The organism is Bacillus sp. FJAT-29937, assembly GCF_001509555.1.
Lineage (GTDB): Bacteria > Bacillota > Bacilli > Bacillales > Cytobacillaceae > Cytobacillus.
This window is the reverse complement of sequence record NZ_LMAS01000003.1, coordinates 459,638-486,114: the sequence shown is the minus strand read 5'-3', so window position 1 is coordinate 486,114 and position 26,477 is coordinate 459,638. Positions and strand designations below refer to the sequence as shown.

General features: G+C 37.0%; 28 protein-coding genes. 7 read left to right on the top strand and 21 right to left on the bottom strand.

Annotated elements, in window-relative coordinates:
* Positions 1–164 precede the first annotated feature (164 nt).
* The gene (locus AR328_RS08650) at positions 165–866 is read left to right on the top strand and encodes a helix-turn-helix transcriptional regulator (RefSeq protein WP_066293539.1); all 702 of its coding nucleotides are present in this window, start codon (positions 165–167) and stop codon (positions 864–866) included.
* A 155-nt stretch (positions 867–1,021) separates the two neighbouring features.
* On the top strand, positions 1,022–1,267 hold the full coding sequence (locus AR328_RS08645) for a DUF2626 domain-containing protein (RefSeq protein WP_066293532.1): 246 nt from the start codon (positions 1,022–1,024) through the stop codon (positions 1,265–1,267).
* A gap of 50 nt (positions 1,268–1,317) precedes the next feature.
* Here AR328_RS08645 and AR328_RS08640 read toward each other — a convergent pair whose 3' ends face one another.
* Positions 1,318–2,376, bottom strand: a complete 1,059-nt coding sequence (locus tag AR328_RS08640; protein ID WP_066293531.1) for a class I SAM-dependent methyltransferase — start codon at positions 2,374–2,376, stop codon at positions 1,318–1,320.
* Positions 2,377–2,549: 173 nt separating this feature from the next.
* On the bottom strand, positions 2,550–3,185 hold the full coding sequence (locus tag AR328_RS08635) for an MBL fold metallo-hydrolase (protein WP_066293524.1): 636 nt from the start codon (positions 3,183–3,185) through the stop codon (positions 2,550–2,552).
* 115 nt (positions 3,186–3,300) lie between these two features.
* On the opposite strand from AR328_RS08635, the gene AR328_RS08630 reads away from it, so the two are divergent.
* A complete protein-coding gene (locus AR328_RS08630) occupies positions 3,301–3,792 on the top strand; it encodes a hypothetical protein (RefSeq protein ID WP_066293521.1) in 492 nt (163 codons plus the stop codon).
* A gap of 99 nt (positions 3,793–3,891) precedes the next feature.
* On the top strand, positions 3,892–4,065 hold the full coding sequence (locus tag AR328_RS22185) for a DUF2759 domain-containing protein (RefSeq protein ID WP_082677168.1): 174 nt from the start codon (positions 3,892–3,894) through the stop codon (positions 4,063–4,065).
* Positions 4,066–4,113: 48 nt separating this feature from the next.
* Here the strand turns inward: AR328_RS22185 and AR328_RS08625 are convergent, their stop codons facing one another.
* From AR328_RS08625 to AR328_RS08575, 11 genes are all read right to left on the bottom strand, one after another.
* Positions 4,114–5,256, bottom strand: coding sequence for a hypothetical protein (locus tag AR328_RS08625; protein ID WP_066293517.1), 1,143 nt, complete (start codon positions 5,254–5,256; stop codon positions 4,114–4,116).
* Positions 5,257–5,367: 111 nt separating this feature from the next.
* Positions 5,368–6,555 carry a M14 family metallopeptidase gene (locus tag AR328_RS08620; RefSeq protein WP_066293514.1) on the bottom strand — a complete coding sequence of 396 codons (1,188 nt, stop codon included), beginning with the start codon at positions 6,553–6,555 and terminating at the stop codon, positions 5,368–5,370.
* A gap of 102 nt (positions 6,556–6,657) precedes the next feature.
* Positions 6,658–8,559, bottom strand: a complete 1,902-nt coding sequence (locus tag AR328_RS08615; protein WP_066293504.1) for an LTA synthase family protein — start codon at positions 8,557–8,559, stop codon at positions 6,658–6,660.
* 370 nt (positions 8,560–8,929) lie between these two features.
* Positions 8,930–9,130, bottom strand: coding sequence for a YqgQ family protein (locus AR328_RS08610; RefSeq protein WP_066293502.1), 201 nt, complete (start codon positions 9,128–9,130; stop codon positions 8,930–8,932).
* A 34-nt stretch (positions 9,131–9,164) separates the two neighbouring features.
* Positions 9,165–10,709: a rhomboid family protein gene (locus AR328_RS08605; RefSeq protein ID WP_066293500.1), complete on the bottom strand. Its 1,545-nt coding sequence runs from the start codon at positions 10,707–10,709 to the stop codon at positions 9,165–9,167.
* A 136-nt stretch (positions 10,710–10,845) separates the two neighbouring features.
* On the bottom strand, positions 10,846–11,043 hold the full coding sequence (locus AR328_RS08600) for a sodium:proton antiporter (RefSeq protein WP_066293497.1): 198 nt from the start codon (positions 11,041–11,043) through the stop codon (positions 10,846–10,848).
* Between the two features lie 57 nt (positions 11,044–11,100).
* Positions 11,101–11,886, bottom strand: coding sequence for a DUF92 domain-containing protein (locus AR328_RS08595; RefSeq protein WP_066293495.1), 786 nt, complete (start codon positions 11,884–11,886; stop codon positions 11,101–11,103).
* Positions 11,879–12,451, bottom strand: a complete 573-nt coding sequence (locus tag AR328_RS08590; RefSeq protein ID WP_066293493.1) for a 5-formyltetrahydrofolate cyclo-ligase — start codon at positions 12,449–12,451, stop codon at positions 11,879–11,881. The genes AR328_RS08595 and AR328_RS08590 overlap by 8 nt, the downstream gene beginning before the upstream one ends.
* Before the next feature lie 63 nt (positions 12,452–12,514).
* Positions 12,515–12,664: a 50S ribosomal protein L33 gene (gene rpmG / locus AR328_RS08585; RefSeq protein ID WP_057771568.1), complete on the bottom strand. Its 150-nt coding sequence runs from the start codon at positions 12,662–12,664 to the stop codon at positions 12,515–12,517.
* Positions 12,665–12,741: 77 nt separating this feature from the next.
* Positions 12,742–13,383, bottom strand: coding sequence for a hypothetical protein (locus AR328_RS08580; RefSeq protein ID WP_066293485.1), 642 nt, complete (start codon positions 13,381–13,383; stop codon positions 12,742–12,744).
* 33 nt (positions 13,384–13,416) lie between these two features.
* Positions 13,417–15,153 (bottom strand): glycosyltransferase, encoded by a 1,737-nt coding sequence (locus AR328_RS08575; protein WP_231734781.1) that lies wholly within the window; start codon positions 15,151–15,153, stop codon positions 13,417–13,419.
* A 339-nt stretch (positions 15,154–15,492) separates the two neighbouring features.
* Here AR328_RS08575 and AR328_RS08570 point away from each other — a divergent pair, with 339 nt between their 5' ends.
* Together AR328_RS08570 and AR328_RS08565 are read left to right on the top strand one after the other, a co-directional pair.
* Positions 15,493–15,873 carry a hypothetical protein gene (locus tag AR328_RS08570; RefSeq protein WP_066293479.1) on the top strand — a complete coding sequence of 127 codons (381 nt, stop codon included), beginning with the start codon at positions 15,493–15,495 and terminating at the stop codon, positions 15,871–15,873.
* A gap of 3 nt (positions 15,874–15,876) precedes the next feature.
* On the top strand, positions 15,877–16,344 hold the full coding sequence (locus tag AR328_RS08565; protein ID WP_066293477.1) for an endolytic transglycosylase MltG: 468 nt from the start codon (positions 15,877–15,879) through the stop codon (positions 16,342–16,344).
* 41 nt (positions 16,345–16,385) lie between these two features.
* Here AR328_RS08565 and phoU read toward each other — a convergent pair whose 3' ends face one another.
* The 8 genes from phoU to sodA form a co-directional block, all read right to left on the bottom strand.
* Positions 16,386–17,042: a phosphate signaling complex protein PhoU gene (gene phoU / locus AR328_RS08560; RefSeq protein ID WP_066293475.1), complete on the bottom strand. Its 657-nt coding sequence runs from the start codon at positions 17,040–17,042 to the stop codon at positions 16,386–16,388.
* A gap of 25 nt (positions 17,043–17,067) precedes the next feature.
* Positions 17,068–17,895 (bottom strand): phosphate ABC transporter ATP-binding protein PstB, encoded by an 828-nt coding sequence (gene pstB, locus AR328_RS08555; protein WP_197414435.1) that lies wholly within the window; start codon positions 17,893–17,895, stop codon positions 17,068–17,070.
* Positions 17,896–17,923: 28 nt separating this feature from the next.
* On the bottom strand, positions 17,924–18,802 hold the full coding sequence (pstA, locus tag AR328_RS08550; RefSeq protein WP_066293473.1) for a phosphate ABC transporter permease PstA: 879 nt from the start codon (positions 18,800–18,802) through the stop codon (positions 17,924–17,926).
* Positions 18,803–19,771 carry a phosphate ABC transporter permease subunit PstC gene (gene pstC / locus AR328_RS08545; protein ID WP_066294653.1) on the bottom strand — a complete coding sequence of 323 codons (969 nt, stop codon included), beginning with the start codon at positions 19,769–19,771 and terminating at the stop codon, positions 18,803–18,805.
* A 57-nt stretch (positions 19,772–19,828) separates the two neighbouring features.
* The gene (locus AR328_RS08540) at positions 19,829–20,821 is read right to left on the bottom strand and encodes a PstS family phosphate ABC transporter substrate-binding protein (protein ID WP_066293459.1); all 993 of its coding nucleotides are present in this window, start codon (positions 20,819–20,821) and stop codon (positions 19,829–19,831) included.
* A gap of 309 nt (positions 20,822–21,130) precedes the next feature.
* Entirely contained in the window at positions 21,131–23,284 is a 2,154-nt protein-coding gene (locus AR328_RS08535; protein WP_066293454.1) for a peptidoglycan D,D-transpeptidase FtsI family protein, read from the bottom strand.
* Between the two features lie 144 nt (positions 23,285–23,428).
* Entirely contained in the window at positions 23,429–24,646 is a 1,218-nt protein-coding gene (locus AR328_RS08530; protein WP_066293448.1) for an MFS transporter, read from the bottom strand.
* 111 nt (positions 24,647–24,757) lie between these two features.
* Positions 24,758–25,366, bottom strand: a complete 609-nt coding sequence (gene sodA, locus AR328_RS08525) for a superoxide dismutase SodA (protein ID WP_066293442.1) — start codon at positions 25,364–25,366, stop codon at positions 24,758–24,760.
* Positions 25,367–25,667: 301 nt separating this feature from the next.
* Between sodA and AR328_RS08520 the strand changes: the two genes are divergently transcribed.
* Complete coding sequence (locus AR328_RS08520; protein ID WP_066293426.1) at positions 25,668–26,441, top strand: DUF1189 domain-containing protein; 774 nt, start codon at positions 25,668–25,670, stop codon at positions 26,439–26,441.
* Positions 26,442–26,477 lie beyond the last annotated feature (36 nt).

The following is a 26,477-nucleotide window of genomic DNA, read 5'->3' as shown; positions in this document are numbered from 1 at the left end:
ACACTAATAATTAAACCTCTATCCTAAAGACTATGTTCAATCATAATTTGCGGCTAAAACACACGCTTGATATTTGTGAACATTTTATAAACTTATAGTGAATACAGTGTTAACTCTGGAAAACTGTATTATAATGGGATCAATATCGTTCTGAGGTGAGTTACGTGGAACAAACTTTAAAAATTACAAATGTTTTATCAGATCCAACACGTTATTATATTTATCAATACATTACGAAAAGACATAAGGAAGTCACGGTCCAGGAAATCGCAGATAACTTTAATATTCATCCAAACGTTGCCAGGCTTCATCTTTCAAAGCTAGAGGATGTGAATATGCTTGTATCTGAGACGCAAAAAACCGGAAAAGGCGGGCGTCCAAGCAGACTTTACCGTTTATCAGATGATGTGATACAGCTTCATTTTCCGTATCGCGACTACCAGCTCCTTTCAAAGATTGCCATGCAATCATTGCTCTCACTTGGTGATGCTGCTAAACAAGCTTTATACGATACGGGTAAAAAGTTCGGACAAGAATTAATAGAGCAAGAAACGAACCGCTCTGCTCAATTTAATGAGTCGCTTTCATTCGAACAAAAATTAAATATTATTAAAAATGCAGCGATCATGTCAGGCTTCCATCCAGAATTTGAAGCAAATGAAGACGATTCAAAAATTTATTTTCAAATCTTTAACTGTCCATTTAAAGAAGTGGCAGAAGATTATTCAGAGTCAGTTTGCAGTATGCATTCAGAATTTCTTAAAGGGATGTTTGAAGCATTATTTGGTTCTGTAGAATTAATTGAAAAGGCAAATATGCTTAATGGCTGTGAAACATGTTCTTATCATGCAATTGTTACAAAATAGTGAAATAATAGTTCAAGGGTTAGGCGGAAGCATGATCCGTCGCACTCCGCCTGTATCCTAGTGAAACAATATTCATAAAGAGTGGTTTACTTTTAAGTTGGGAATAACTTATAATATGTAATGATGTACTTGTGATGGTAAAAGGAGGGATACATATGGATCGTATGTACAGAGTATTAGGATTCTGGACAGGGATTTTTGCAGTCATGTTCTTCGTAGGCGACATGTATACAACATCTTTAATCTTCTTCGGCCAAACAGGATTTTTCCTGCTTTTAAGCTATTTAAAGCTTTCAGAGCGTATGTATATGTATGTTTTTGCCGCATATTTAACCGTGTTCTTTGTTGGCTTCACTTACTGGTCAACCTTTATGATGACACCAGGAGTAAGCGGCCATTAAGAATTATACCTACATAATAAAAAAGCGATGCTCACATCGCTTTTTTATTTTTATTCCATTCCTTTTTTCTGCAAAATTACATGAAATGATCCGCTAATTCCTGATGGCATAATAAGGCTCCGAATCGCTCGATTTTTTTTACTTACTTCTGAAAAAGGGTCGGGGTCATAATGATTCTGTAATTCCTCTAATAAACCTGTAGTTAATAAGAATTCATCCTGTCTCCATTTCTGCTGAAAATCCAAGCCTAATTGATTCCCAATCCGGATGAGAGAATCAAAATGAACATGACTTGTCATATCCATCTCTCCTGGATAAACAAGAACATCATTAAATTGCTGATGCTGATAATATCCTCGAAGACTTCCGCCTCTTCGCTCCAGCCACTCTTCGTTCGTATACCCGTAGTCAACAGTGAGAACCAATCCTTTTGAAAGCGTATGAGCGATGCTGCTGATGACCTCCTCCATTAATAAAGGAATTTCAATTCTTTGGTTATTTTTTAATTTTAATCCGCTGCTTTTCATAAAGGTCATTATTTTCTCATTTTCCAATGGTACTGGTATTTCAACTAACTGATCATCATTTAGGCCAATCATCAGCTCGACCAATTGTCCATTATGGTTTTCGATAACATGAACAGGAAGAGCATCAAACAATTCATTTGAAAAGATTAAACCCTCAAATGGATGAATTTCTTCTAAATCTTCAATTTGTTTTACATAATCGTTAAAGCTTAGTATTTCTTGCTGCACCTTTCGATGATACGGACTTGCTTCCAAAATATAATAATGAATCGGCACCGGTGAAAGGCGATTCCATTCCTCAATAAATGCTTTAGCAAATCGGCCTGTACCTGCTCCAATCTCACATATGGCCGGGGCAAGCTTCCATTCATTCATTTGCTTAAAATACCATTTTGCAATAGATTTACCGTAAAAGTCAGATATATTGCTTGATGTGATGAAATCCCCTTTTCGGCCAATCTTTTCCTTTTCTCTCATATAATAGCCGTGCTCGTTGTGATAAAGTGCCACTTCCATGTATTCCGCATATGTAATCATTTTTAATGGCTGGCTCAATATGAACTCTTTTAAAAAATTTATCATATATACTCCTTTTTTTAAGTTAACACTATTGACACGATGTTAACTTTATTATATTGTAAATTAAGTAGCTTAACTATATCCCCTCCCATTATATGAATAGAACATCCCCCAGAAAAGCCCTTCTCATTTGAGAAGGGCTTTTCTATTTAATCCGCCTTTTCCACAATCAAATGTTAAAAGCCATTTAAAAATGGATTTGAATCCATCTCTTGCCCGATTGTAGTTGCAGGTCCATGACCTGGAAGAACGATCGTTTCTTCTGGCAACACTAATAATTTATTATGTATGCTATTTAATAGCTGCTGATGATTTCCGCCAGGCAGGTCTGTCCGCCCAATGCTTCCATTAAACAATGAGTCGCCTGCAACGACTAAGCCTGAATCCTTCACATAAATAGAAATGCTCCCTGGTGAATGTCCTGGAGTTTCATAAATTTGGAGGGTAAAATCCCCCATCGTAATCTCTTGTTCATTTTTGATTATAACATCCGCAGGCTTTCCGCTAATATCTGGTATCATTTCATAACGCGAGGACCCATTTAAAGCCGGGTCAAGAAGCCAATCAGCCTCTTTTTCATGAATATATACCGGAATATTATATTCCTCTCTAATATCATCAACTGCTCCAATATGGTCAAAGTGGGCATGAGTCAGAATAATCGCGAGCGGCTTTAAATTCGCTTTCTGAATATAGCTGCTTAGCTTATCACTTTCCTCGCCAGGATCGAAAATTAAGCAAGTATTATTTTCCTTTGACAATATGTAGCAATTCGTTTGTAATGGACCTAGTGGAAGCTGATTCCATTCCAATATTAACACCTCCAAAAAAAGCTTAATTAAGCTCTATTCTACACCATATGGATTGAACTATTAAAGGAAACGTTCTGAAAATATATTTAAAGCAATCCTAACAAAGGAGAATAAAATGAACATATTTTATGCGGTTGAAGCAAATATTATTATGGAAGAAGTACCAGACTTTAAAGCTCTTATCCTTAATGACACAAATATTTTTGACTTTTTTGAAACAATATTTATTTATGAATCAGAAAAGGATGCTGCTGAAACAAAGAATTTATTACTCGAAGCCGGGCTATTTGAGAATCAGTTTGAGCTTATCCTATCACCCCCCGGTGTAATAGGAGACACCTTTACAGATTTCGGATTCATCACAAACACTCATACATTTCTGCTAAAAGAAATGGTTTGTGGATTTTCAATAAGCGGAGGTGCAAACGAAGCGATTCAAATGGCTCTATTTCAGCTTGAGGAGCATTTGATTTTTAAAACAGAGATTGAAAATGCCGCTATTTATTTCGTGGAACATCATCTAAAAGATTTAGTAAAGGGGATAGCCAATGCCTACGACATAGAAGTGTCATTTTTTGAACTCGACAAACAGAGGAAAAAAATATAAAATATAATACGAATGTAAAAATAAGTTACATACATGTTTTACGAACGAGTTTTTCTAGGCATTTGCCTGCTGTTGATCATTAAAAGGAGGCTATTGATTATGGGACTAGTCATTATTTTTGCATTGGTTGCCGTTCTTGCAGCTTTTGGAACATTAAGCGCACTTAAGAACAAAAATGTTCTTGGTATCGTTTTCGGTGCTGGCTCATTTGTTGTTTTCGGCGGATTTGCTCTATTAACACTAATTAACAGTGGATACCCTGCTGTGCACTAATTTTTCAAGAAAGACTGTCCATTTTGCATGGACAGTCTTTTTTTCCTTTTAAAAGTCATTTACAAGCGGAATGATTGTTTTTGTTTCCAAATTAATCAGCTTTTCGAAATAGAACCCATACAAGCAATACTCTCCACTTGGCGCACAGCTCAATGGCTCATTATTCATGTTATCGATAATAACTTTTTTATCCCCATTTACGATATCAAATGAAATAAGCTGAAATCCATTCGTATACGTATCCGCATCTGTACTGAAAAGAGGCTGTAATGAAATAAAGCGCTTTTGGTCAAAGTCAAAGTAAGGTACAAGCCAGTCGGAATAACGTGTTAAATGCGGTACAGAAATGGAGGCTACCCTCTCAAGCCCCTTAGAAAAAAAGTTGTATTTTGCTTCATGGCTATTTTCTGTGTTGACCGTAATAGTCATCAATAAATCCTTCATTGTCTTTATATAATATATTTCATTAAGCAAAAACTTTTCATTTGGCTCATTTATGTTTCTTTTGACGAGAGGAGCAAAGAGAGATAGATCATTTTGACTCCAGTTTAAGTAAATAATTTCATCTTTAGCAAACCAATTTACGAATGGTTCCTTATTTTCAATCTCATCCAATATGCTGTTCTTTATGGACAGCAAGTATATTGAATAGTCCCAGCCCTCTGTAAATGACGAAATAAGAATCTTGTCTTCATCATAAGGATTCCATTCGAAATGAAATTCAAATGCACTTATCCGTTTATTCACCATTTCATTCCCATTCGTATCGACAATCGTAATGATCCCTTCATATGAATTGGGAGCGGAATGAATCAGCACATAATCGCCGGAAGGACTTGCCATTACTGATGATATAGGTGCCTCGCTTTCCAATAGCAATTGATTTTCACCAGTAAAAATATTGTAGGTATATATATTTGTCCCAAGCTCTACATTTGTCATATAAATAATCGTTTCATGATTTAACCAGCCATTTATTGAATTAAATTGCCCTCTTTGAATTGGAATAGGGGCTTGGACTTCATTTAACAAAAAAGAAGGAGGAATCGCAGCCTTATGTAATGTTTGACTATGCTTCAGAATTGGCTGTATCCCGGTTTCATCCTTGGGCTGACACCCAACTAATAAATAGAGGAGGAGAAAACACAATAAATAAAACAATACGCCACTGCTATTAAATTTTCGTACCAAATCCTCCCCCCTTTTACCCTATACGTAGTAATACGGAATATAATCTAAAATGTTTCATATGGCTATTCCTTATTAAAAGAAAAAGCCGAAAAACGGCTTTTATCATTCATTTTACATGTATAAGGCTGCTAGGTAAATACCAAGCACTTCTTCAAATATTTCATCAAATTGGGATAAAGGCAAGGGGTTTATTCCCTTTCCGAGCTCAATGGTAAAACCAGGACGGCGAAATTCTTTAATGAACCAATCTTTATAGCCTGCATAGCTTTCGATATATTGAACTGACCTATATCCGCTCACTCTAGCAAACTCTCTTGCCAATACACTTGATTCTGGGGGTTCCATCCCTTCATATCCCCAATAAAACTCCTCGCCTTGTGTATGAAAGGCAAGCACACGGTTAAATTGTCTCGATCTTGTTAGTTCTGCCATCGCAATGGCCTCGGGCTCAGTTAATGGGGCAGTACCGGGATAATCTCTAGGGGCTGGGGACTTTTCAGGGGACCTTTCCTTTTCTGTCTCCCATTTTGCGGGAAATTGATCATTTAAATCAACACCTCTAATATTTGCTTTCCAGCCGCTAAAATTGGAGCTTCCCCGATTGATTCTAATAACTTGCTCTCTTACATTCTCTGTAGGGCCATTTATCACTAAATTTACCCCATCCGCATTTACCATAGGTACAATGGAAAGATCTACTGACTCGTATAAAGGCATCGTCTGGAGCCCTCGTATGGGTTTCACATTTGTTAATGATAATAGAAAATGATTCAATAATGACATTAAGATACCCGAGGTAATCCATTCATTAGCATGAAAAGAAGCATTAAAATGAACCTTTTTGGTTCCTTTTCCTAATCGAATCTCTTGAATCGGCTTCCCTAGTACAGTGTTGCCTATTATGTTTATCTTTATGAAAGGATAGATTGTTTGTAAGCTTCGAATATCTTCAGATAAAGCATCAAAATTATAATTCCTTTTCCCATTGACAACGGGTGTGATCACCCTTGATGGGATGAATATCGTTTCCCCTGCTTGAAGATGGTTTGGGTTTGTATTTGGATTCACTAGAAGTAAAGCATCAACGGACAGATGCCTGGCCTGACTTAGCTTCCAAAAGGTATCCCCATTCTTAAGTTTATATGGAACTGCTTTAAAGCCTGGAATCTGGATGTCCTGTCCTATGTTTAAGGAGTTTGGATTAATCGAAGGATTTGAATCTGCTAATAAATTCAGAGGAACCATGAAAAGGCGGCTATAATACCATAGTGTATCTCCAGCACGTACTTTAACTTTCATTTAAATTACCTCCCTTATCCATTCATTTTTATGAATGTCGGCTGAAAAAAATGCAAAGGGAACAAAAAAGCCTGCAATTATATAATTGCAGACTTTTTCAGTTTATTCAGCATTGATCAGTATTTCATTTTCATAAAAATTTGAGCCCATAAGCTCTTTATCCTCATAGAATCTTAACAAGTCACCATATATAATCTTGTCGGAGTATTCTAGCTCATTTTTTGCTTTTTCTATATATGGTTCACAGGCGCTATTATCTGTTGGCTCTCCTGTATTCTTATCATAGCAAGTTTCACGAGTGTAAATATAATCTTTTGTAATAAAACTCCCATCCCTTAAGACAGTAAATTCCAATTTATCTTCAGAGAATAAATCTGAACCAAAATCGATATTATTTTTCGTGTTAATTCCTAATAAATGAAGAATCGTTGGCTTAACATCAATTTGCCCAGAGACAATGGATAATGTTTTGCCTTTCTGACCAGGAATATGGATGATGAATGGAACTCTTTGGAGCTGTGTACTGACAAATGGAGTTACTTCCGTTCCCAAAAACTCACCCATTGTTTTATTATGGTTTTCCGAAATGCCATAATGGTCTCCATAAAGAATGATGATCGAATCATCATACAAGCCCTCTTCTTTCAGCCTTTCAATAAATAACTTTAAAGCCTCATCTGTGTATCTAACAGTTGGAAAGTAATTATTAACTGTTTTATTATTTGACGTATACGGTTCAATAAATTTATCCTCTTCACCTAAATCAAATGGGAAGTGATTCGTTAACGTAATAAATTTAGCGTAAAACGGCTTTGGCATTTCCTTTAAATGCTGGATTGATTGTTCAAAGAAATCAATATCCTTCATTCCCCAGCCTACAGAGTTCTCTTCCGTAACTTCATAATCAGGCAAGGAATAGAAACGGTCATATCCTAATGATTGGTACATAATATCCCTGTTCCAAAAACTTTTATTGTTCGCGTGCAACGATGCAGTGAAATAGCCATTATCGCTTAAAATATCAGGTGTCGCCGTATATTCATTCCCGGAATGTGTAAAGAATACTGCTCCTCGGCTTAATGGATAAAGAGAGTTCTCTACGATAAACTCCGAGTCTGAAGTTTTTCCTTGAGCAGTCTGGTGATAGAAGTTCTCAAAATAATAACTATCCTTAATAAATTCATTTAAAAACGGCGTAATTTCTTGTCCGTTCACCTTTTCATTAATAACAAAGCTTTGTGTTGACTCCATAGAAATTAAAATGACATTTTTATTTTTGGCAATCCCAAACATTTCATCGTCCGGTTTTTTGTAGTTCGCATGGATATAGTTATCAATATCAACTAACTCACTGCCGTCAGCTAATGCTCTTTGTGCAGATGACTTTGATTGAAGGAACATATCATAAATATGATAATTATATGTCCCAATATTTTTGACAAGCATTTCACGGTCAAATGTACGTGTAAGCAGCTGAGGACGCTCCGTCTCAGAAAGTCCAAGATTAAAAAAGGCAATGGCAGCTGCTACTAAGAAAAACGCTCTTCGGTCCACTTTAGAGAATTCTCTATATGAAATAAATGCTGGTTTGAGGATAACAATTAATGCCAGAATAATAAAATCCGCAAAATACAGTAGATCAGTAAAGCTAAGCAATTCATTTACACTGCTGCCAAGATCACTCATATTGCTTGTTTGAAAAAGGACAGGAATCGTTAAGAAGTCATTAAAGAATCGATAAAAGACTACATTAGCAAACAATACCGCTGAAATGGCAAAGCTTGTGAAAAGTATATATCGACTTCGGTTCTTTTCCTTCAGAAATAAGCTAATGCCCAAAATAAAGAGCAAGAAACTGAGTGGGTTGATAAACAAAATAAATTCTTGCTTCCAATTTTCTATTTTAATATCGAAGCTAGTTTTATAGGTAATATACGTTTTTAGCCAAAGCAGCACAATCGCCATTCCAACAAGCGATATCTTTGACCATTTGAAATTCTTCATAGTCAGTGTTACCCTCCCTGTTTTTTTGGAACAGATATGGAAATTTTTTGATTTTTTTTACAATTTTAGGATAGATGTTTTAAATCAAACCTTATCTTAACTCTTTTTTTACATAAAATCAAATAAGGCTTAAACATATTTTTATATAATTGTAGACTACTCTTTACCCAATATATTAGACGTTTTAAACCTCCAAAAGTTTCGTGTTTGTCCGTTTTTCCAAAAATGATCAATTCGTCATAGTCCATTGTTTTTATTTTTTATTATTAATAATACTGGTCCACACTAAGGAAGTCCCATCTTTCTTATTCTGAATAAAATAAAAAAAAGCATTCGCAAAGGAACGAACACTTTTTTCTTAACATAAGATTTATCCCTTGTCTTTAAGATGCTGGATCTCATGTCTTAATAATAAAATTGCCATTTGATAATCCTTCGTCTCGATTAGCTGCGCTTGATAAAGTTCCTTTATTTCCGCTTCCATCAGTTCCAAATCAGCTATCCTATCCCCTACATAAATAAATGTGCCAAATTTTTTCAGGAATTGCTGAATATCATAAATCGTTTTCATTCTTGTCCCTCATATCCTTAAAATTTCTTTCTATTTACTTTACATGCTCATTAATCTGCTGCAGTAATTTCTGATAATCCTGTTGATCAGGCATTAACTCGGCTGCTATACTTGCAAACTTATGCGCTTCGATTAAATCTCCCTCCTGCGCATATAGAAGGGCTAAATAAAAATAAGCCTCATGAAAGTCTTTACGTTTTTCTATTGCAAGGTGCAAATGCTCCTTTGCTTTCTGTATTTCGTTTGTCTTTATTTCTGCAAAAGAGAGTCGGAAATAAACCTCTGCAGAAGCTGAATTTTCATCAGCGTAATTCTGAAGTATGGTTACAACTTTATCATACTCCTCTGTTTTCATATATTCCTGTGACAAGACTAAGATAGAATGTTCATTTACTACTCTGCTTGGCTCATTAAAGCCATATTTCAACAATCCTACAATAGATACAGTTGCAATAATGATAGAAGCTCCTTGAATAAGCAGCCTTTTTTTCTTCGGAAAATGAACAATTCCAGTTGCCAAAAATCCACCGATTAATCCGCCAATATGACCCGCATTATCGATGCTTGGCATCGTAAAACCAAAAACAAGATTGATTCCTAGTATAACGATAATATTTAAACCCATCGTTCGAAAGAATAGCTTTGGATAAATAACGCCAAAGTACAGCAGGGCCCCAATGCAGCCAAAGATCGCACCACTTGCGCCTGCTGATAAATTAGGACTGAAAACAAAGCTTAATAAGGATCCGAAAAATCCAGCGAGCAAATAGATGAATAGAAAGCGGGCATTGCCATATATTCTTTCCACTGTCGTTCCTAAATAATAGAGCGCAAGTGTATTCATTAATAAATGCAGAAGCCCTATATGCAGAATAATTGGTGTGAAAAACCGCCACCATTCACCTTCAAGAATAAGGGGGTTAAACTTAGCACCATATTCAATAAGTGTAGATGTGTTCGTACTTCCGCCCTTCCATTCCAATAGGAGAAACATAGCTACTTGAATAATGATAAATATATATGTAAAAAAAGGCTTTCCATATTGAAATAGGGCCTGTTCCTTCTTATGCCGGTTAGATGCTTCAGATAACGCCGCAAGCTTCAGTTCTTCAATATTCCTCTCCGTATAGTCCTCACTGTTAATGGATATTGAATGTATCCCTTGAAATATACTGTTAAGCTTTATTAAGCTTCCTTCATAATGGGACCGGTCAAAAATGATCGAGGTAACCTTTGTTTTTTCTTTGTCTGCTAGAATAAATGACTTTTCAATTCTAAATTCGTAATCATCTACTGGCGGATAGGCGGAGATGTATAAATTAATGACATTCATGTCACTGCGCATAAGCTGCTTTCGAATTCTTTCTCCATTCATCGCAGTGTGCTCAATGTCCTTCTGCATCCAATTGCTCCAATCTAAATTATACTTGAGCAATCTTATTACTTGAGCCTCTTTATTCTCCATTCTTTCCAGCCATAATTCTTGATGCTGCTCAGCTAATTGAACAATGCGATAGTTTTGTTCCGAAATAAAGTAATGGGCAAGCTTCCAGAACCAATAATCTTCTTGTAAATTCACCGGGGTTCCCCCTACTCTCTTTTCTAAACTTTGTATATACATGTAATATGACATAGCATAAAAAACTGAACCTCATTTTTACTATAGGCAATAACTCCTTTAAACGCAAAAGAAAAAGACCTCAGGAAGGTCTTTTCTAATGTGTTTCAGCAGGTCCTGCCGGGAATACCGATTTCATTAACCGATCTTTCACTCCTGGAAGCCCCATGATGGAATTGACGAAAATTCGGCGCAATAAAGCATTTCTAAATAACATATTCATCGCCCGGTAGCGATTTTGAAAAATAAAATATCCGCTAACTCCAATCATAATGATTGATATGATACGACCCATATTCATCCCTCCTCATTTTAGTTTGAGATGAATATATAAATTTTATCCATTTATGGTTCAAACTAATAAGAGGAAAAGTAATCCTAATAAGGCAGCTAGAAAACCCGATGAAAAATTGACAATATCATTATTCATCATAATAAGCCCCCTTTTGTAAATAGTTCTTTTCCCGCAATGAGTACTTGCTTCTATTTCAGCCCCGCAAATTTTGCACTGAAAGACTACTTGGATATAAGCCCCAAACATCGTATCAATAATATTCCCAACAAAGCCAAATATGGAAATAATCAGGAGCCCACTAAATGAAATAGGAAATAAATAAAAACAAAGGGCCGCCACTGTCAAAGCCCCACACAGAGCAGCAAAGGTCCCAAGAGGGCTAACGGCGCCCGAAGTACCTGGTTCAACCTGTTTCATTGAACGAATAAAAATAGGTGCTTGTTTGCTTAAAGAACCTATTTCAGACGCCCATGTATCGGAATTAGCCGCAGCTATAGAAATGGCAAAGCCATAAAACCAGATTTCTTGAGGGTAAGCTAGATAAAGTATGCTGAAAAGGGCAGCTGTGCCTCCATTTGCTGCAACTTGTACCCAATCTCTGCGGGAGCCTTTTTCATGCTTTTGCTCAATTTTCATTTTGTTTCTTTTTTTAAATTTAGACCATAGGCTTGAGCTGGCAAAAAAGAAGCCGAGCACAAGCAAGCCTTTAACACTGAAGCCAAGTCCAATAATTAGACCAGCTATAAACGCAGCTATACTGCCTGATCTAGTTAACAATCTAAAATAGTATCCGCAAATCGCAGTAGCGGCTATAAATAGAAACAGAAAGCTTGCGTCATTCATTTACACACTTAACCTCTTCGTCCGTAATTATTTTGCTGACAGGGATATCATGTGCCTCAACTGGAAGGTTTGCCACAATTTGATCATGAAAGGCAAGTGAAAGTGTATGGCCATTATATTTTGTTAAGAACCGGTCATAATAGCCTCCGCCAAATCCGAGTCTATAGCCATTCTCTGTAAAGGCTAAGCCTGGAACAATAATTAAATCTATTTCATTCGGCGACACTTCATCTGTTTCTGCTTCAATAGGCTCTAGTAACCCATAGTAGACCGATTCTAATTGATCAAACCGATGCAAAGTGCGGAATACCAATTCCCTCGTCTTAGGCAGGCATTTCGGAACGACAAGCCGCTTTCCCTCTTCCCAAGCCTTTCTAATAATTTGATATGTATCTACCTCTGGCTGCTTTGAAATGGTGATCCCAACAGTTTCAGCTTCCTGCCAATATATATCCTGATAAAGCTGATTAGCAATTTGATAGGAAAACTGTTCATATTGAGGTTTGTTTATCATTGAAAGCTTTTCCATTATTTCTTTTCGCAGTTTCTTCTTATCTTCCATCATTTCAAAGCCCCCTAATTATGAATTTGTAAACAACAAAAAAAGCAGTAGGAATCACCCCACTGCTTATTTTGTCTCACGATGTGTAGTAGAACGCTTTTCTCTTGGGCAGTATTTTTTAAGCTCAAGACGATCTGGATTGTTTCTTTTATTTTTTTTAGAAATATAGTTACGATCTCCGCATTCTGTGCAAGCTAACGTAATATTCACACGCATGTAATTTCCCTCCAAACTATGTCTAAACTAGTTCGTTCATACGACTTTTTTATAATATCACTTTTCAAATGTAAATGCTAGTCTGTTTTTAAAAGAGATTCGTTTAATTTTACTAGGTCTGTCTCATTGATCCCGCTAATTACCCATGATTTCCCTTCAATGGTTTGCTTCCCCTTGAAATAACAATCATAAAGAAATAAACTGACTGCATCGCCATTCGCCATCGGATTATATTGAAGCTTGCCGGTTGTAGGACAAGCCCAAAATTGATCAGTAAAGACATTCCTAATGGATTGGATGGTGCTAGCCCTGAAAGTTTTACCTTGGCAATAACCATTGGCAAGATGCACTTGTTCGTTATCTAAGTGGAAAATAACCTTCTCAGAAGGTGAAATAAATGAAAAATGCTCATGATCTTCGAATAAATGTTTGAATCGATTACTGCTTTGAAAATGTCTATTTTGAATAAGCAGTTTAACATTCAGATGACGTTCACGAAAGTTCGTAACGCTAACATTATATAATTGTACCTTAGTTGAACCCTCCTCTTGTTGTAAATGAACTGACAAACCTTCTTCTGCAATCATTGATTCTACCCCTGGTGTCAGCCAATATGTCTTTCCATCAACCCAGATCCCGGGAATGACTTCAATCCCTTCTTTTTTCGAAAATACGTTGTCCTCTGTAGCTTTTGGTTGAATCCAAGTTTTTATTTTCATATTCATTTCACCTCCGCATAAATTGTGAACAGATTAATCATTATGAATAAGTAATTCTTCATATACTTTAACGGTTTCTTCAGCCATTCTATCCCAGCTAAAAATGACCTCGACCCGTTTTTTTCCGGATCGTCCGATTTGCTCTGCATCGGATGCATTTTCTAACAGATACTTAATTTGCTCGATTAAGCTTTCTGAACTTCCCGGTGTCATGAGCATTCCTGATTTTTTATGCTGAACGATTTCTTTTAATCCGCCTGTATTCGAAACAATTGTCGGCTTTCCCGCTTGCATCGCTTCTAGCGCAACGATTCCAAAGGGTTCATAACGGCTTGGAAAAACAGCGATGCTGCAAATGTTATACAATGCAGACTTTTGCTCATCAGATACATAGTCAACAAAGAAAAGCTGATTTTGCAGCTGTAATCTTTCGGCCATCCTCCGGTATTGATCAAGCAAGGGGCCTTTCCCGGCAATTATGAAATAGACATCTGGAAAATGACTTTTCATTTTTTGGGCCGCTTCTAAAATGGTGTCAAACCCTTTTTCCTTAACAATTCGTCCAATCGAAAAGATCAGACGTTTATTTTTTTGAATCGGCAACCCTTCTAATGCCTTCAAGTCGTTTTTCACAGGTTTTGCAGCTGTCCCATTTGGGATTATATGAAGTTTCTTTTCGCTTGGTACACAAAACACCTGGTTAAGCTCTCGTTTCATATATTCACTGCAAACTATAACTGAATCCGCCTGCGTTATTAATTGTTGTTCCTTCTCGTGAATAAATGTTTGAAGTTCAGTATAGATGCCGCTATTTCTTCCATATTCCGTTGCATGTATAGTTACAATTAAAGGAATGCGAATGGTATTTCTTAAGACAATAGCACCTGCCCCGACAAGCCAATCATGTGCGTGAATCAAGTGAAAGCGGTGAATTTTATCCATCGCCAATGCTTTATTCAGCATGGCTAAGTTTAATCCGCCTATCCAGCTAAGAAAACCTTCATCCTGCTCATTTAATGGGACTACACGATGTATCCAAACACCATCAATCATTTCCTCCTCTGCCGCTCCATTTGGGTTTGAAGTAATGACATGCACTTCTATGTCCATTTTTTGAAGACAGTCGGCAAGTCCTTGGACATGTCTCGATAAGCCGCCAACAAGGTGGGGAGGATATTCCCATGATAGAATTAGAATTCTTCGTTTTTCATTGTTTTTAACCATTATTCGTGAATGGTCTATTTCCCTTGAACTATTCTTAACATAAGAAAGCTCGAATTTATTATTTTCATAGGCAACGGTTTGTTTATCCTTCCAGGAAAAGTCCTCATTCCGATTATTTGGCCCATAGTACGTATAGGTGCTAACCAGTTTGGACCAAGGATAAAATAGATCGGGAGGTTCAGTGGAAGCCCTATGAAGTTCACAACCGCTTTTCTGCGTATCGCTGGCAATGATATTAGATCGTATGATGGGAAAGAAATGATGGCTTGTTAGCTTGATCCCGACTTCAGCATAATAACTTTGATGATTTGTAAGCCCTTCCACTATTCTTTGTGATTGATTCCCCCTAATGATCATTTCTTGTTCATATACCTCTCTTCCTCTAATGCCATTTGCGGCATTATAAAGACGAATAGTCTTAGTCAATTTAGAGAAGGATTTGTTGAAATAACATTCAACAAGATTTCGTATAGGAAAAGAAATATCCCATGATACATAATAAAGGCTGTTGGAAATCATTTTAAAATGAAAGGATCTTTCAGTCATGATGCACCTCATGCTCCACCTGCGAGAAAACAAATATATATGAGTAGTAGAGTAAATTTATTCCTTATTTCTATATGTTATCACTGAAAACTCACTCCCACAATGAACGGAAATTGTCGTAATTTGCGTTTTGTTTCTCTGCTTGCATTTGTTAACTAAGAAAAATTTTTCCTTCGTTTCTTTTACAAGCAAATAAGATTTTTTCGACAAAAACTCCTTCATACATCCGATTAGAATCCGACAAAAAAACATAATTCCTTGTTCCTATTAACAAATCAAATCGAAATTTGTCACTATAAATGATAAAATATTGGCAGAACAAAAATTGAGGTGACTTAATTGGAATATGTAATGATTGGCTTGCTTGCCTTTGCTATTATTCTGCTAATATGCTCATTCTTTATGAAGGATCCGTATAAGATTATTCGTGAAGAAATCGATCAGCTATCAATAAAGCAAATTCAAGATATGTATATCATTAAGAAAAAATTAAAGGTTCTTGAGGAAGAACTGCTTGTTAACGATATTGAATTTCAATCGGTTTCTACTATACGCCCTCATCCTCTTTCATATGAGAAGAAGGAAATTCATGATATTATCAAGAATCAGGTCTGGTCCTTAGTTCAGCAGGGACTGACAGTAGATCAAATTGCAAAGCAATCATCCTTAACACCGGATGAAGTTGAATCAATCCTAGCTGAAAAGATCGGAAGAGGATAAGACATGAACAAGAGAAATACTCGTGCCTTCGCTTTTGGAATCCTAGTTGCCGTTTGTATAATCGGCTTATTTTATTTTTCTGTAATGAAAGAAAATAATCGCATGGATATTAAAGATGCAAAACTTTTATTAGAAAGAAATGGATATATTATTTTAACAAAAGAAAAGTATAAAGATATGGAGAACGCAAACAAGGTCGAGCCTAAGACAGAAGAAACACCACAGAAACCGCCAGCCTTAACTCCAAAAACCGAAGAAATCATTACCGCCTATACACTAGAAATAATCAGCGGGATGGTTTCTCACGATATTGCCTCATTGCTCGAAAAAGAAAAAATTATCGACGATGCAGAACAGTTTGAAACATACCTTGAGGAAAATGGCTATAGTAAGAGACTCCAGCTTGGGTCGTATGAATTAAAAGCTGGAATGAGCTTTAAACAAATAGCAAAAATAATAACAAAAAGCTAAAGAGGCCTAGAACCAGCCTCTTTAGCTTTTTTGTCATTCTATTAATTTAAGTCATACTGTCTTCCTTTAACAAGGTACAAAATGCTTTCTGCAATATTAGTAATATGGTCCGCAGATCTTTCGAGAAATCTGCAAATAAAGGAAAGCTGTAAAATTTGCGGCAAAAATTCCGGCTTTTGCATATTTATATGCATTAAATCTCTAATTGTCTGCCCATATAAATCATCAACCATATCATCCATCTCTGCCAGCTTTTTTGCTTTTACTACGTCTTCATCATTGAACGCCTCTAAAGATAGTTTCAACATCTCGAGTGTAATTCTGTGCATTTCTTTAATATGGACTATAGGCTTTACTAACGGCTCCGAGCCAATTCTAATCGTGGATTTTGCAATGTTAACTGCGAAATCTGCAATTCTTTCAATATTTGTTGCAATTTTGATAGCGACAATAATGCGGCGGAGATCAATCGCTACGGGCTGCTGTTTCGCAATTAAAAGAATCGCAAAATCATTTATATCTTCATACATAAGATTCGCATTCGCATCATTATCAATGATTTCAAGTGCCATCTCAAGATCTTGGCTTTCTAGAGCGATAATGGATTTGGTCAGCGCGTCCTCAGCAAAGTTGCCAATTTCTATTAATTTTCCTTGCAATTCTTTAAGATCAATATCAAACTTTTCACGAACTGACATAACTAGTAATCTCCCCTTTATTCAATTAACCGAATCTTCCTGTAATATAGTCCTCTGTTCGTTTATCAGAAGGTGTTGAGAAAATTTTATTTGTTTCTGCGAACTCAATAACTTCGCCATTTAGGAAGAAAGCTGTTTTATCAGAAATACGTGCTGCCTGCTGCATATTATGAGTAACGATGATGATACTGAATTCTTTCTTTAATTCCTGTACTAATTCTTCTACCTTCAATGTAGAGATCGGATCAAGTGCTGACGTTGGTTCATCCATTAGAATAACATCTGGCTCAATGGCTAAACAGCGAGCAATGCAAAGACGCTGTTGCTGACCTCCTGAAAGCCCATAAGCATTTTGATGCAATCGGTCTTTTACTTCATCCCAAATGGCCGCACCTTTTAAACTTTTCTCAACAATTTGATCGAGGATTTTTTTGTCGCGAATGCCATGAATTTTTGGCCCATAGGCCACATTCTCATAAATCGACTTTGGAAATGGATTTGGTTTTTGAAATACCATTCCAACCTTCGTGCGTAATTCTTCTACTCCATATGATTTATCAAAAATATTTCTGCCTCTATAAGATATTGTACCTGATGTTTTGACAATTGGCACTAGTTCAATCATTCGGTTCAACGTTTTAATATACGTAGATTTTCCACATCCAGATGGACCAATAATGGCTGTCACTTCATTTTCGTAAATGTCTAAATTTATATTTTTCAGCGCATGGTTTTCCCCGTACCATAAATTAAGCTGATTGGTTTTATAGACTATATTTTTTGATGTTAATTCTGAAACAGAATCTTTGCCTTGAACAAGACTCATTCTTTGCTTTTCTAATGTTGCATTCATACCTGAGTTCCCCCTTCATCCACTTTCATTAATATCGTTTTGAGAATTTATTCCGAATTAATACAGCAATTGAATTCATGATTATTAACATAAAGAGCAGGACCATAATTCCTGCAGCAGCTAATGACTGGAATTCAGCCTGTGGTCTACCGGTCCAGTTATAAATTTGCATTGGCAAAACCGTGAACATATCGAAAACAGACTTTGGCAGAAATGCAAGGAACAATGGCAACCCAAGTACAACAAGTGGAGCCGTCTCCCCAATAGCTCTCGATAATGCAAGGATTCCGCCTGTTAATATTCCAGGAACAGCTGCTGGCAACACTACATTAACAATCGTTTGCCATTTTGTCGCACCCATTCCAAAAGAAGCTTCTCTTAATTCCTTGGAAACAGATCGAATCGCTTCTTGAGAAGCAACGATAATAATAGGAAGAACTAATAAACTCATCGTTAATCCTGCAGCTAATACACTTGTTCCTAATGCAAGTGCACGAACGAAAATAGTCAATCCTAATAGTCCGAATACAATGGAAGGTACCCCAGCTAGATTGGAGATATTAATTTGGATAAATCGTGTAAACCGGTTTTTCTTTGCATATTCTTCTAAATAAATCGCTGTACCAACACCTAATAATAATGAAACAGGTGCTACGACCCCCATAAGCCAAATTGTACCAATTAGTGCCGTTTTAACACCAGCCTGCTCAGGTTTTCGTGATGGCAAGCTTTGTAAAAACTGCAAATCAAGATAGGCAATTCCTTGAGTGAATATCCGATATAGTAAAATTCCTAGGACAAGCAAGCCAAACAGTGTTGCCATTAAAAATAAACATTTAAATAAGAAGTTTATGGCAAGCCTCGGTTTCAATCGTTTAACCATTGAAGCAGAGTTTACTAATTTCATTTAATATTCCTCCCTGAAACGTCGAGAGATAAATTGGGCAAATAAGTTCATTAATAACGTAAACAAGAACAGTGTAAATCCAACAGCATAAATGCTGTAATAGATTGTCGTTCCGTAGCCCGCATCACCTTGGCTTACTTGAACGATATAGGCTGTCATTGTTTGAATGGAACTTGTCACATCCCAATTCATACTAGGTGTTGAACCGCCTGCAACAGCAACAATCATCGTTTCGCCAATTGCCCTGGAAACAGCAAGGACAATAGAAGCGATAATCCCTGAAATAGCCGCTGGCAGCACGACCTTAAAGGATACTTCTAGCTTAGTTGAACCTAATGCAAGAGCTCCTTCTCTCATTGAATTTGGAACGGAGGACATCGCATCTTCGGACAAGGACGCAATCATCGGAGTAATCATGATGCCAATGACGATCCCTGGACTCAATGCATTAAAGATTTCCAAGGAAGGAATCCATTCTCTCAATATAGGAGTAACAAATGTTAAGGCAAAAAAGCCATAAACAATAGTAGGGATCCCTGCTAAAACTTCTAATATCGGTTTAATAATTCTCCGAGTTTTGTCTGAAGCATACTCACTCAAAAAAATGGCCGAAGCTAATCCGATTGGGACAGCTACAATGGCAGCAATAATCGTTACTTTTAACGTACCCATTACTAACGGCAGAACTCCGTATGACCCCTGAGTTGAAGAGAATGGATACCATTTTTGGGCTGTTAGAAATTCTATAACGGACACTTTCCCGAAGAAAGTAAATGTTTCAACGATCAAAGTAAGCACAATGCCAAGAGTAGTTAACACTGAAACAGCCGCTGTCAGTAATAATATGATTGGCATGAGCTTTTCTATTGATGCATTTGCGTTTTTCTTTTGTTTTTTTGCTTGAATCATTTCCTGTACAGAAAACGATACCGATGACTTTTGTGATGACAAAGTTAATTCCCCCCTCATCCGCAACACAAGATGAGAAGCACTCATATCGCGCTTCCCACCATTAAGTTTTGGATTTTACTTAAGACCTTCCAAAGTTTCTAGAGCCTTTTTGTAATCTTCATCCTTTAATTTTACGTAACCTACATCTTCAGAAAGTACTGCAGCATTTTCAAGTGTAAATTTCACAAACTCATATACTTCTTCTTTCTTCACTGATTCATTTTTAACATATGTGAAAAGCGGGCGTGATAAAGGCGCATATTCTCCACTTTCAACTGTTTCATTCGTTGGTTCTACTGGACCATTTCCACCATCAACAGGCACTACTTTTAACTTGTCTTTGTTTTCAGCATAGTAAGCATACCCGAAGTAGCCAATTGCATTTTTGTCACCTGCAACCCCTTGTACAAGAACGTTGTCATCTTCAGAAAGTGTTGCTTTTTCTACAAGTGGCTGATCTTCTAGAATCACTTCATCAAAATAATCGAAAGTTCCAGAATCTGTACCTGGTGAATAGAATTTAATTTCTTCTTCTGGCCATCCTTGACGAATATCAGACCATTTCTTAACTGTGCCGTCTTCTAACCACATTTTCTTTAACTCATCAACTGTTAAATGATCAACCCAAGTGTTGTCTTTGTTCACAACAACCGATAAACCATCATTTGCTAATTTAAATTCTGTATAGGCGATGCCTTTTTCTTCAAGCTGAGCTTTTTCTTCATCTTTAATTGGACGAGATGCATTACTGAAATCTGTAGTTCCAGCAATAAATGCTTTAAATCCGCCGCCAGTACCAGAGGAAGCAACAGAAACTTTTACTCCAGGCTGTTCCATTCCAAACTCTTCAACGACAGCTTCCATGATTGGAAATACTGTAGATGAACCGTCGATATTTATTTCACCTTGAAGTTGCTTATTTGCTTCACCGGCTTGTTCTGTCTTTGTTCCTTCAGTTCCAGCTTGAGAACCGTTAGTTGTTCCCTCATCTGCTGTACCACAAGCTGCTGTGAATGCCAGCACTGCCCCAATCATTGCTGATAGTGATAAGTACTTAAAGCTTTTCATTTCTTTATTCCCCCTAAGTGTTTTGTTTCATTATTTCCTACATGTATTAGAATAATGTATGACTGTAAATACGGTTTTAACGGATTGTAAAGGTTATGTAAATCGATATAAATGATGTGTAAATTTGTCGAATTATGAGGACCTACTTCCTACCTAGTATGTAAATGTCGTTGGCTTCATTTCTCTGCGCTGGTGATTACTTCGTACATCAAGGACAAGTTCTGCTGAATCCAACGACAATTTTGTTTTTCACACAGAAAAAAGCCTGCCACAACACTGTGACAGGCTTTATCTAATCTTTTATTCAGTTTATTCGCCTTCATTTACTTCACTATTTTCGATATCTTTTGTGTCATTCTCGACAGTATTCCCCATTTGCCGCTGTTTCTTTAATTCAAAATACGTGTCCATGACTCTTTGACCGATGATTAAATTGGCAGAATGACCTCTGCCTCCTTGGTATGCCCATGGAACGATCACAGCCATGGCAACTTCAGGATTATCTTCAGGTGCATATCCAACAAGACTTAAGTTTATTACTTCAGGTGGTTCTTTACCAAACTTTTTACGTTCAGGTCCGTCATAGAAGGCTTCTGCTGTACCAGTCTTCCCTGCTGGATTATAGGTTTTCTGGCCGAAATAGCCGTATGCAGTTCCGCCTTGCTCTTGATAAACCTTCTTGAATCCTAGTTGGACACGGTCAAACCATTCTGGTTCAGCATCTACATAATTAAGTACTTTAGGCTGAATTTCTTGGACAATTGGCCCTAACTCATTGTTTTCAAGTAGAGGTTCACGAATCTCCTTGACAATATGGGGTTCCATGCGATTTCCTCCATTTGCAATGGTAGAGACATATTGTGCTAATTGCATATTAGAGTACGTATCAAACTGACCAATCGAAAAATCGAGTAAAAGTCCAGATGTTTTTCCGTAAATACCTTTAAAACCTAGTGTCTCATTCGGTAGATCAATCCCTGTACGAACTCCTAATCCAAATTGTGCAAATGAATCCCTAAACGAAGCAAATCCTTTATCTAATTTTAACGGAAGTGGGCCATTAGGAATGTAGGTCCCTTCACCGATCCTGATTGCGGTATGAAACATATAAACGTTGGAAGAATATTTGAGTGCATTAATATCATTCATCGTTCCAAGGTTTTTCCATGATTTCTTTGGAGGGGTTCTGCTAATTAATATGGGAGTATCATAAAAAGACGTGTTTGGTCTAATAACACCTGTTTTATAACCTGTTAGGATTGTTGCCCCCTTAATGGTCGAACCAACGTTGTAACTTGTTGTTATATTTCCTAATGCATCATCTTGCATTTCGCTTTTTCCCGTTCTCTCATCCTTAACAATTCTCTTTCCGGCCATTGTCATAATTTCACCCGTATGAGGATCCATTAGGACAACATAAGCTCTATCAAGCAAAGCAGTTGCGGGCTTTGCTTTCGCGGTTTGCAATTCTTCTTCAAGAATCTTTTCGACCGCAACTTGAAGATCCATATCAATGCTTAGAACGAGGTCCATTCCTCTTTTGCCCTCTGTAATTGGAATAGTCTCAAGGACATTACCTGCTTTATCCGTGACATTTTTCACTTTAGCCTTTTGGCCGTGCAGCACATCTTCATATTGCATTTCAATATAACTCTTCCCTACACGGTCATTACGGCTATAATCTCTTGCTAAATAATAGTCAAGCTGCTCAGCAGGCAAACCTTCATCGGAATCGGTTATTTTTCCAAGAACTGATCTTAAGGTTGAACCAAAGGCATAAGCTCTTTCCCAGTCCGTTGTCGTATCTACGCCTGGGAGAAGCTGAAGATTTTCACTGACAACAGCAAACTCCTCTGGTGTTACATCTTTGTTCTTAACAATTTGTGGCGTTAATGCATACCCGCTTGTAAAATCTCTATAAATCGCAAGAATCTCTAAATCTTTATCTGTGAGTTCGTTTAACTCTTCATCCGTGACACGATCTACGGTCAAGCGATAAATCGCCTTATCAAGTTCTTTGCCTTCGAACTTTTCTTTTAATTTATCAATTTCCTTTTCAGATACTTTTTCATCAGCTCGGTCTTTATTATTGAGGATCCAATAGTCCTTTTTATCTCTCTCCTGCACTTTATCCGTATTTTTTTCGATAAGGTTAGCAAGTCTCTCGGCAACATCTAGCATCTCCGCCTGCTTTGCCCCGCGATTTGTGTACGTAATGGCATTTTGCGGGGTATTATCTACAATCACTTTGCCTGTCCGATCAAACATCTTCCCCCTAGGTACTGGGTTATTAACCGTAACATCCTCTGTCCGCTCAATTTCCCGCCTATAATCGTCACCATACACTATTTGCACAAAGCCTAGCCGAAGAACGAGAACAGAAAATAATAAAAACACAATAAAAAATAAAATGTTCAGCCTGACGGGAACATGAGATTTTTTCTTCTTTTTCTTTTTATTCAATTTATATAGACACTTCCTTTTGTAACAAACTTTCTATTTCACTAATCCCATTCTATAAGAAATCAGTAAATTATTCTAGGAAGAACATACGGAAAGCTAATGCAATATTTGTTAATAGGAAAAAGGGAAGAGGCTGCTCTTCCCTTACGGAGATTGTAGCTGTATCTTTCTGACGAAGAAAAATATAATAGAGTGGCCAGCGCCAAGGAATAGCAGTAGAATCGGAATGCTTTTTTCCTCATTGAAAAAGATGACTGCTCCCAGAAAGCACAGGATTGAGAAGATCCTGCCCAAATTCAAGAAGATTTCCCTGACAACGATATATTCGATTCTCATTTCAGCAGCCCTCCATCCCTTTCCAATCACATCATACGTCATCGAAATATAAGGAACGAGCAGAAGAGGATAGGCGATTGCAATAATGGCTGCATACATGAGAAGTTTGGAGTAACTGATATCAAAGATAATCAGGAATATCGCCAAATACAATATTGAACCGCCTACTAAGATAGCCCTTTTACGGGACTGTTTCTTCAGGAGCCTAGAAACAAAATAGTACGCAATAAATGAAACGCCTGAGTTGACCAATCCATATGTCCCTAAGGCAAGTTCACTGCCTGTTGAAATAAAGACAAAAACCGATATGACAAATGCAAATGTGCCTTCCCGCAGCCCTTGAAAGAAGTGAGCATTCGTGATTAGCTGCCAATCCTTATTATTTTTTCGCTCTGCTAATATTCTTCTAAAATAATACCTTCCTTTTGCCGGCCTCCTTTTAATAAAAAAGCTTAAAAATACGGCCAAAGAAAAAAGGGCTAATGATGTTCCGAAGATGATTGTATATCCTGTGAATTTTTCTAACTTAGAAATAATTAAGCCCGCTGCTATTGGACCAATCATTCCTCCAACAGAAGATAAAATCCCAAGAAAGCCGTTAAAAAAATCGCGATTTTCCGGTTCGGTAATTTCAAACGTTAAAACATTAAATGCAAGCCAATAAAAACCATATCCGATTCCAAGCAATGCACCGAGAAGCAGCAAAAACTTGGATGCTTGTGTCCCTATAATTAAAACCGTTAAATAAAAGGCGGCAAGGAAGATAACGCCAATCCGGAGAACAATTACGCGATCTACTTTCTTTGCCCACCTGCCTGCCAGAATAAACGTTAACGGCTGAATAACAACAACGGTAAGATTATACAAACCTAAATCCTTAAAATCACCTGACTGCTTCCATAGATAAATATTCACAAATGTATTAGACAGGGCGATACTTAAAGAATATAGACCCCCGATAATAAGCAGCAGCCCCAAATCCTTCGTTAAATCAACTTCACCGATCAACTTTTTAACCTTACTCATAAAAAAACTCCCCTTTGTCTCTAAAGGGTAGTTTCTAACAAAGCTTGTACACTTATACCACCTTAATAAAAAACACGGCAAGTATATCCCTGCCGTGCTGTTAAATGCATATTATTTCGCTGCTGTGTAGCGTTTTGAAACCTCATCCCAGTTTACAACATTCCAGAATGCACCGATGTAATCCGGACGGCGGTTTTGATAATTTAAATAGTAAGCATGCTCCCAAACATCTAAACCAAGAATAGGCGTTTTGCCTTCCATTAATGGAGAATCTTGATTTGGTGTGCTTGATACTTCAAGCTCGCCATTATTTACTGAAAGCCATGCCCAGCCAGAACCGAAACGTGTAGTAGCAGCTTTAGCAAATTCATCTTTAAAGCTTTCAAAACTTCCGAACTTACTGTTAATAGCATCAGCTAATGCTCCAGTTGGCTCACCGCCGCCATTCGGAGAAATGACTTGCCAGAATAAAGAGTGGTTTGCATGTCCGCCGCCGTTATTGCGAACTGCTGTACGTGCAGCTTCCGGAACAGCATCTAAGTCTGCAATCACTTCTTCAACTGATTTAGAAAGAAGCTCTTCATTTCCTTCTAAAGCGTTATTTAAGTTTGTTACGTATGTGTTATGGTGCTTAGTGTGGTGAATATTCATCGTTTCCTTGTCAATATTCGGTTCTAAAGCATCATAAGCATAAGGTAATTGTGGTAATTCAAATGCCATTTTTATTTCCTCCTATGTACATATAGTTTCCCACTCAAATAACTCTAAATTTCTTATAATTCTGAAATTAGAATCATTCTTTATGGTTACATTTTAAGATTACCAAAATTGGATAATCGTTTCAATTAAAATGCTTCTCCACTCATATACATTTCCCATTAAAAATAATAATATTCCTTAATTCTCTTTTTGTACAATGGTTACAAATGACTTTTCAGAAAACTAAATATATATTTAAAACTTGTACAGATGATTTAAGCAAGTTAAAATTATATGATGAACTTTTCTAAGGGTGGTCTAAATGAATATTTTCAAACAATTATTTAAAAGTCTTTATTCTCCAAGGGACATTGCTAGTTTTCGATTTCAGGGGATTGGAAAAACAATCCTATATGTCTTTTTTCTTACCTTCATTTCTATCCTTCCATCCGTTTACTTCTTAAGTTCCGGACTGGTAAATGGAGTCAATGAAGTAGAAAAAAGCCTTGATTCTGAACTTCCTCCATTTCAAATTGAAAATGGGGAGCTTCATTCTGATCATAAAGCCCCTGTTATTCTCAACAAGGAGAATTTTACGATTATTTTCGATTCAACCGGAACAGTAGACACAGGTGATTTAAACAATAGCAGAAATACGATTGCGATCTTGCAAAATAGTGCCTATTTTATCGCTGGAGGGCAGATTCAATCATTGCCGTATTCCATGTTTAGTGATATTTCGATTACAAATGATGATTTGCTAGAGATTCTTGCTACTGTAAACTCCTCGCTTGCGATCATTATTCCGTTATTAGGAGTCGTTATTCTTATTTTTGCTAGCGGAGCGAAATTTATCGAGGTTTCGTTCCTTGCCTTACTTGGCTTGCTTTTGAAAAAAATGCTTAATAGAAATATTCAATATCGGCATACTTGGCGGCTAGCAGCCTATAGCGTCACACTGCCGACTATCTTTTTCACCATTATGGACAGTCTTCAGACGGCGGTGCCAAATGGGGCTCTGCTAAATTGGCTTGTTGCGTATATCATTCTGTTCTTAACTATTAAAGAAATCCCTCAGCCAAAAGCTAAAAAATAAAACGTGCACCTAGCGCGTTTTATTTTTTTGCTTTTA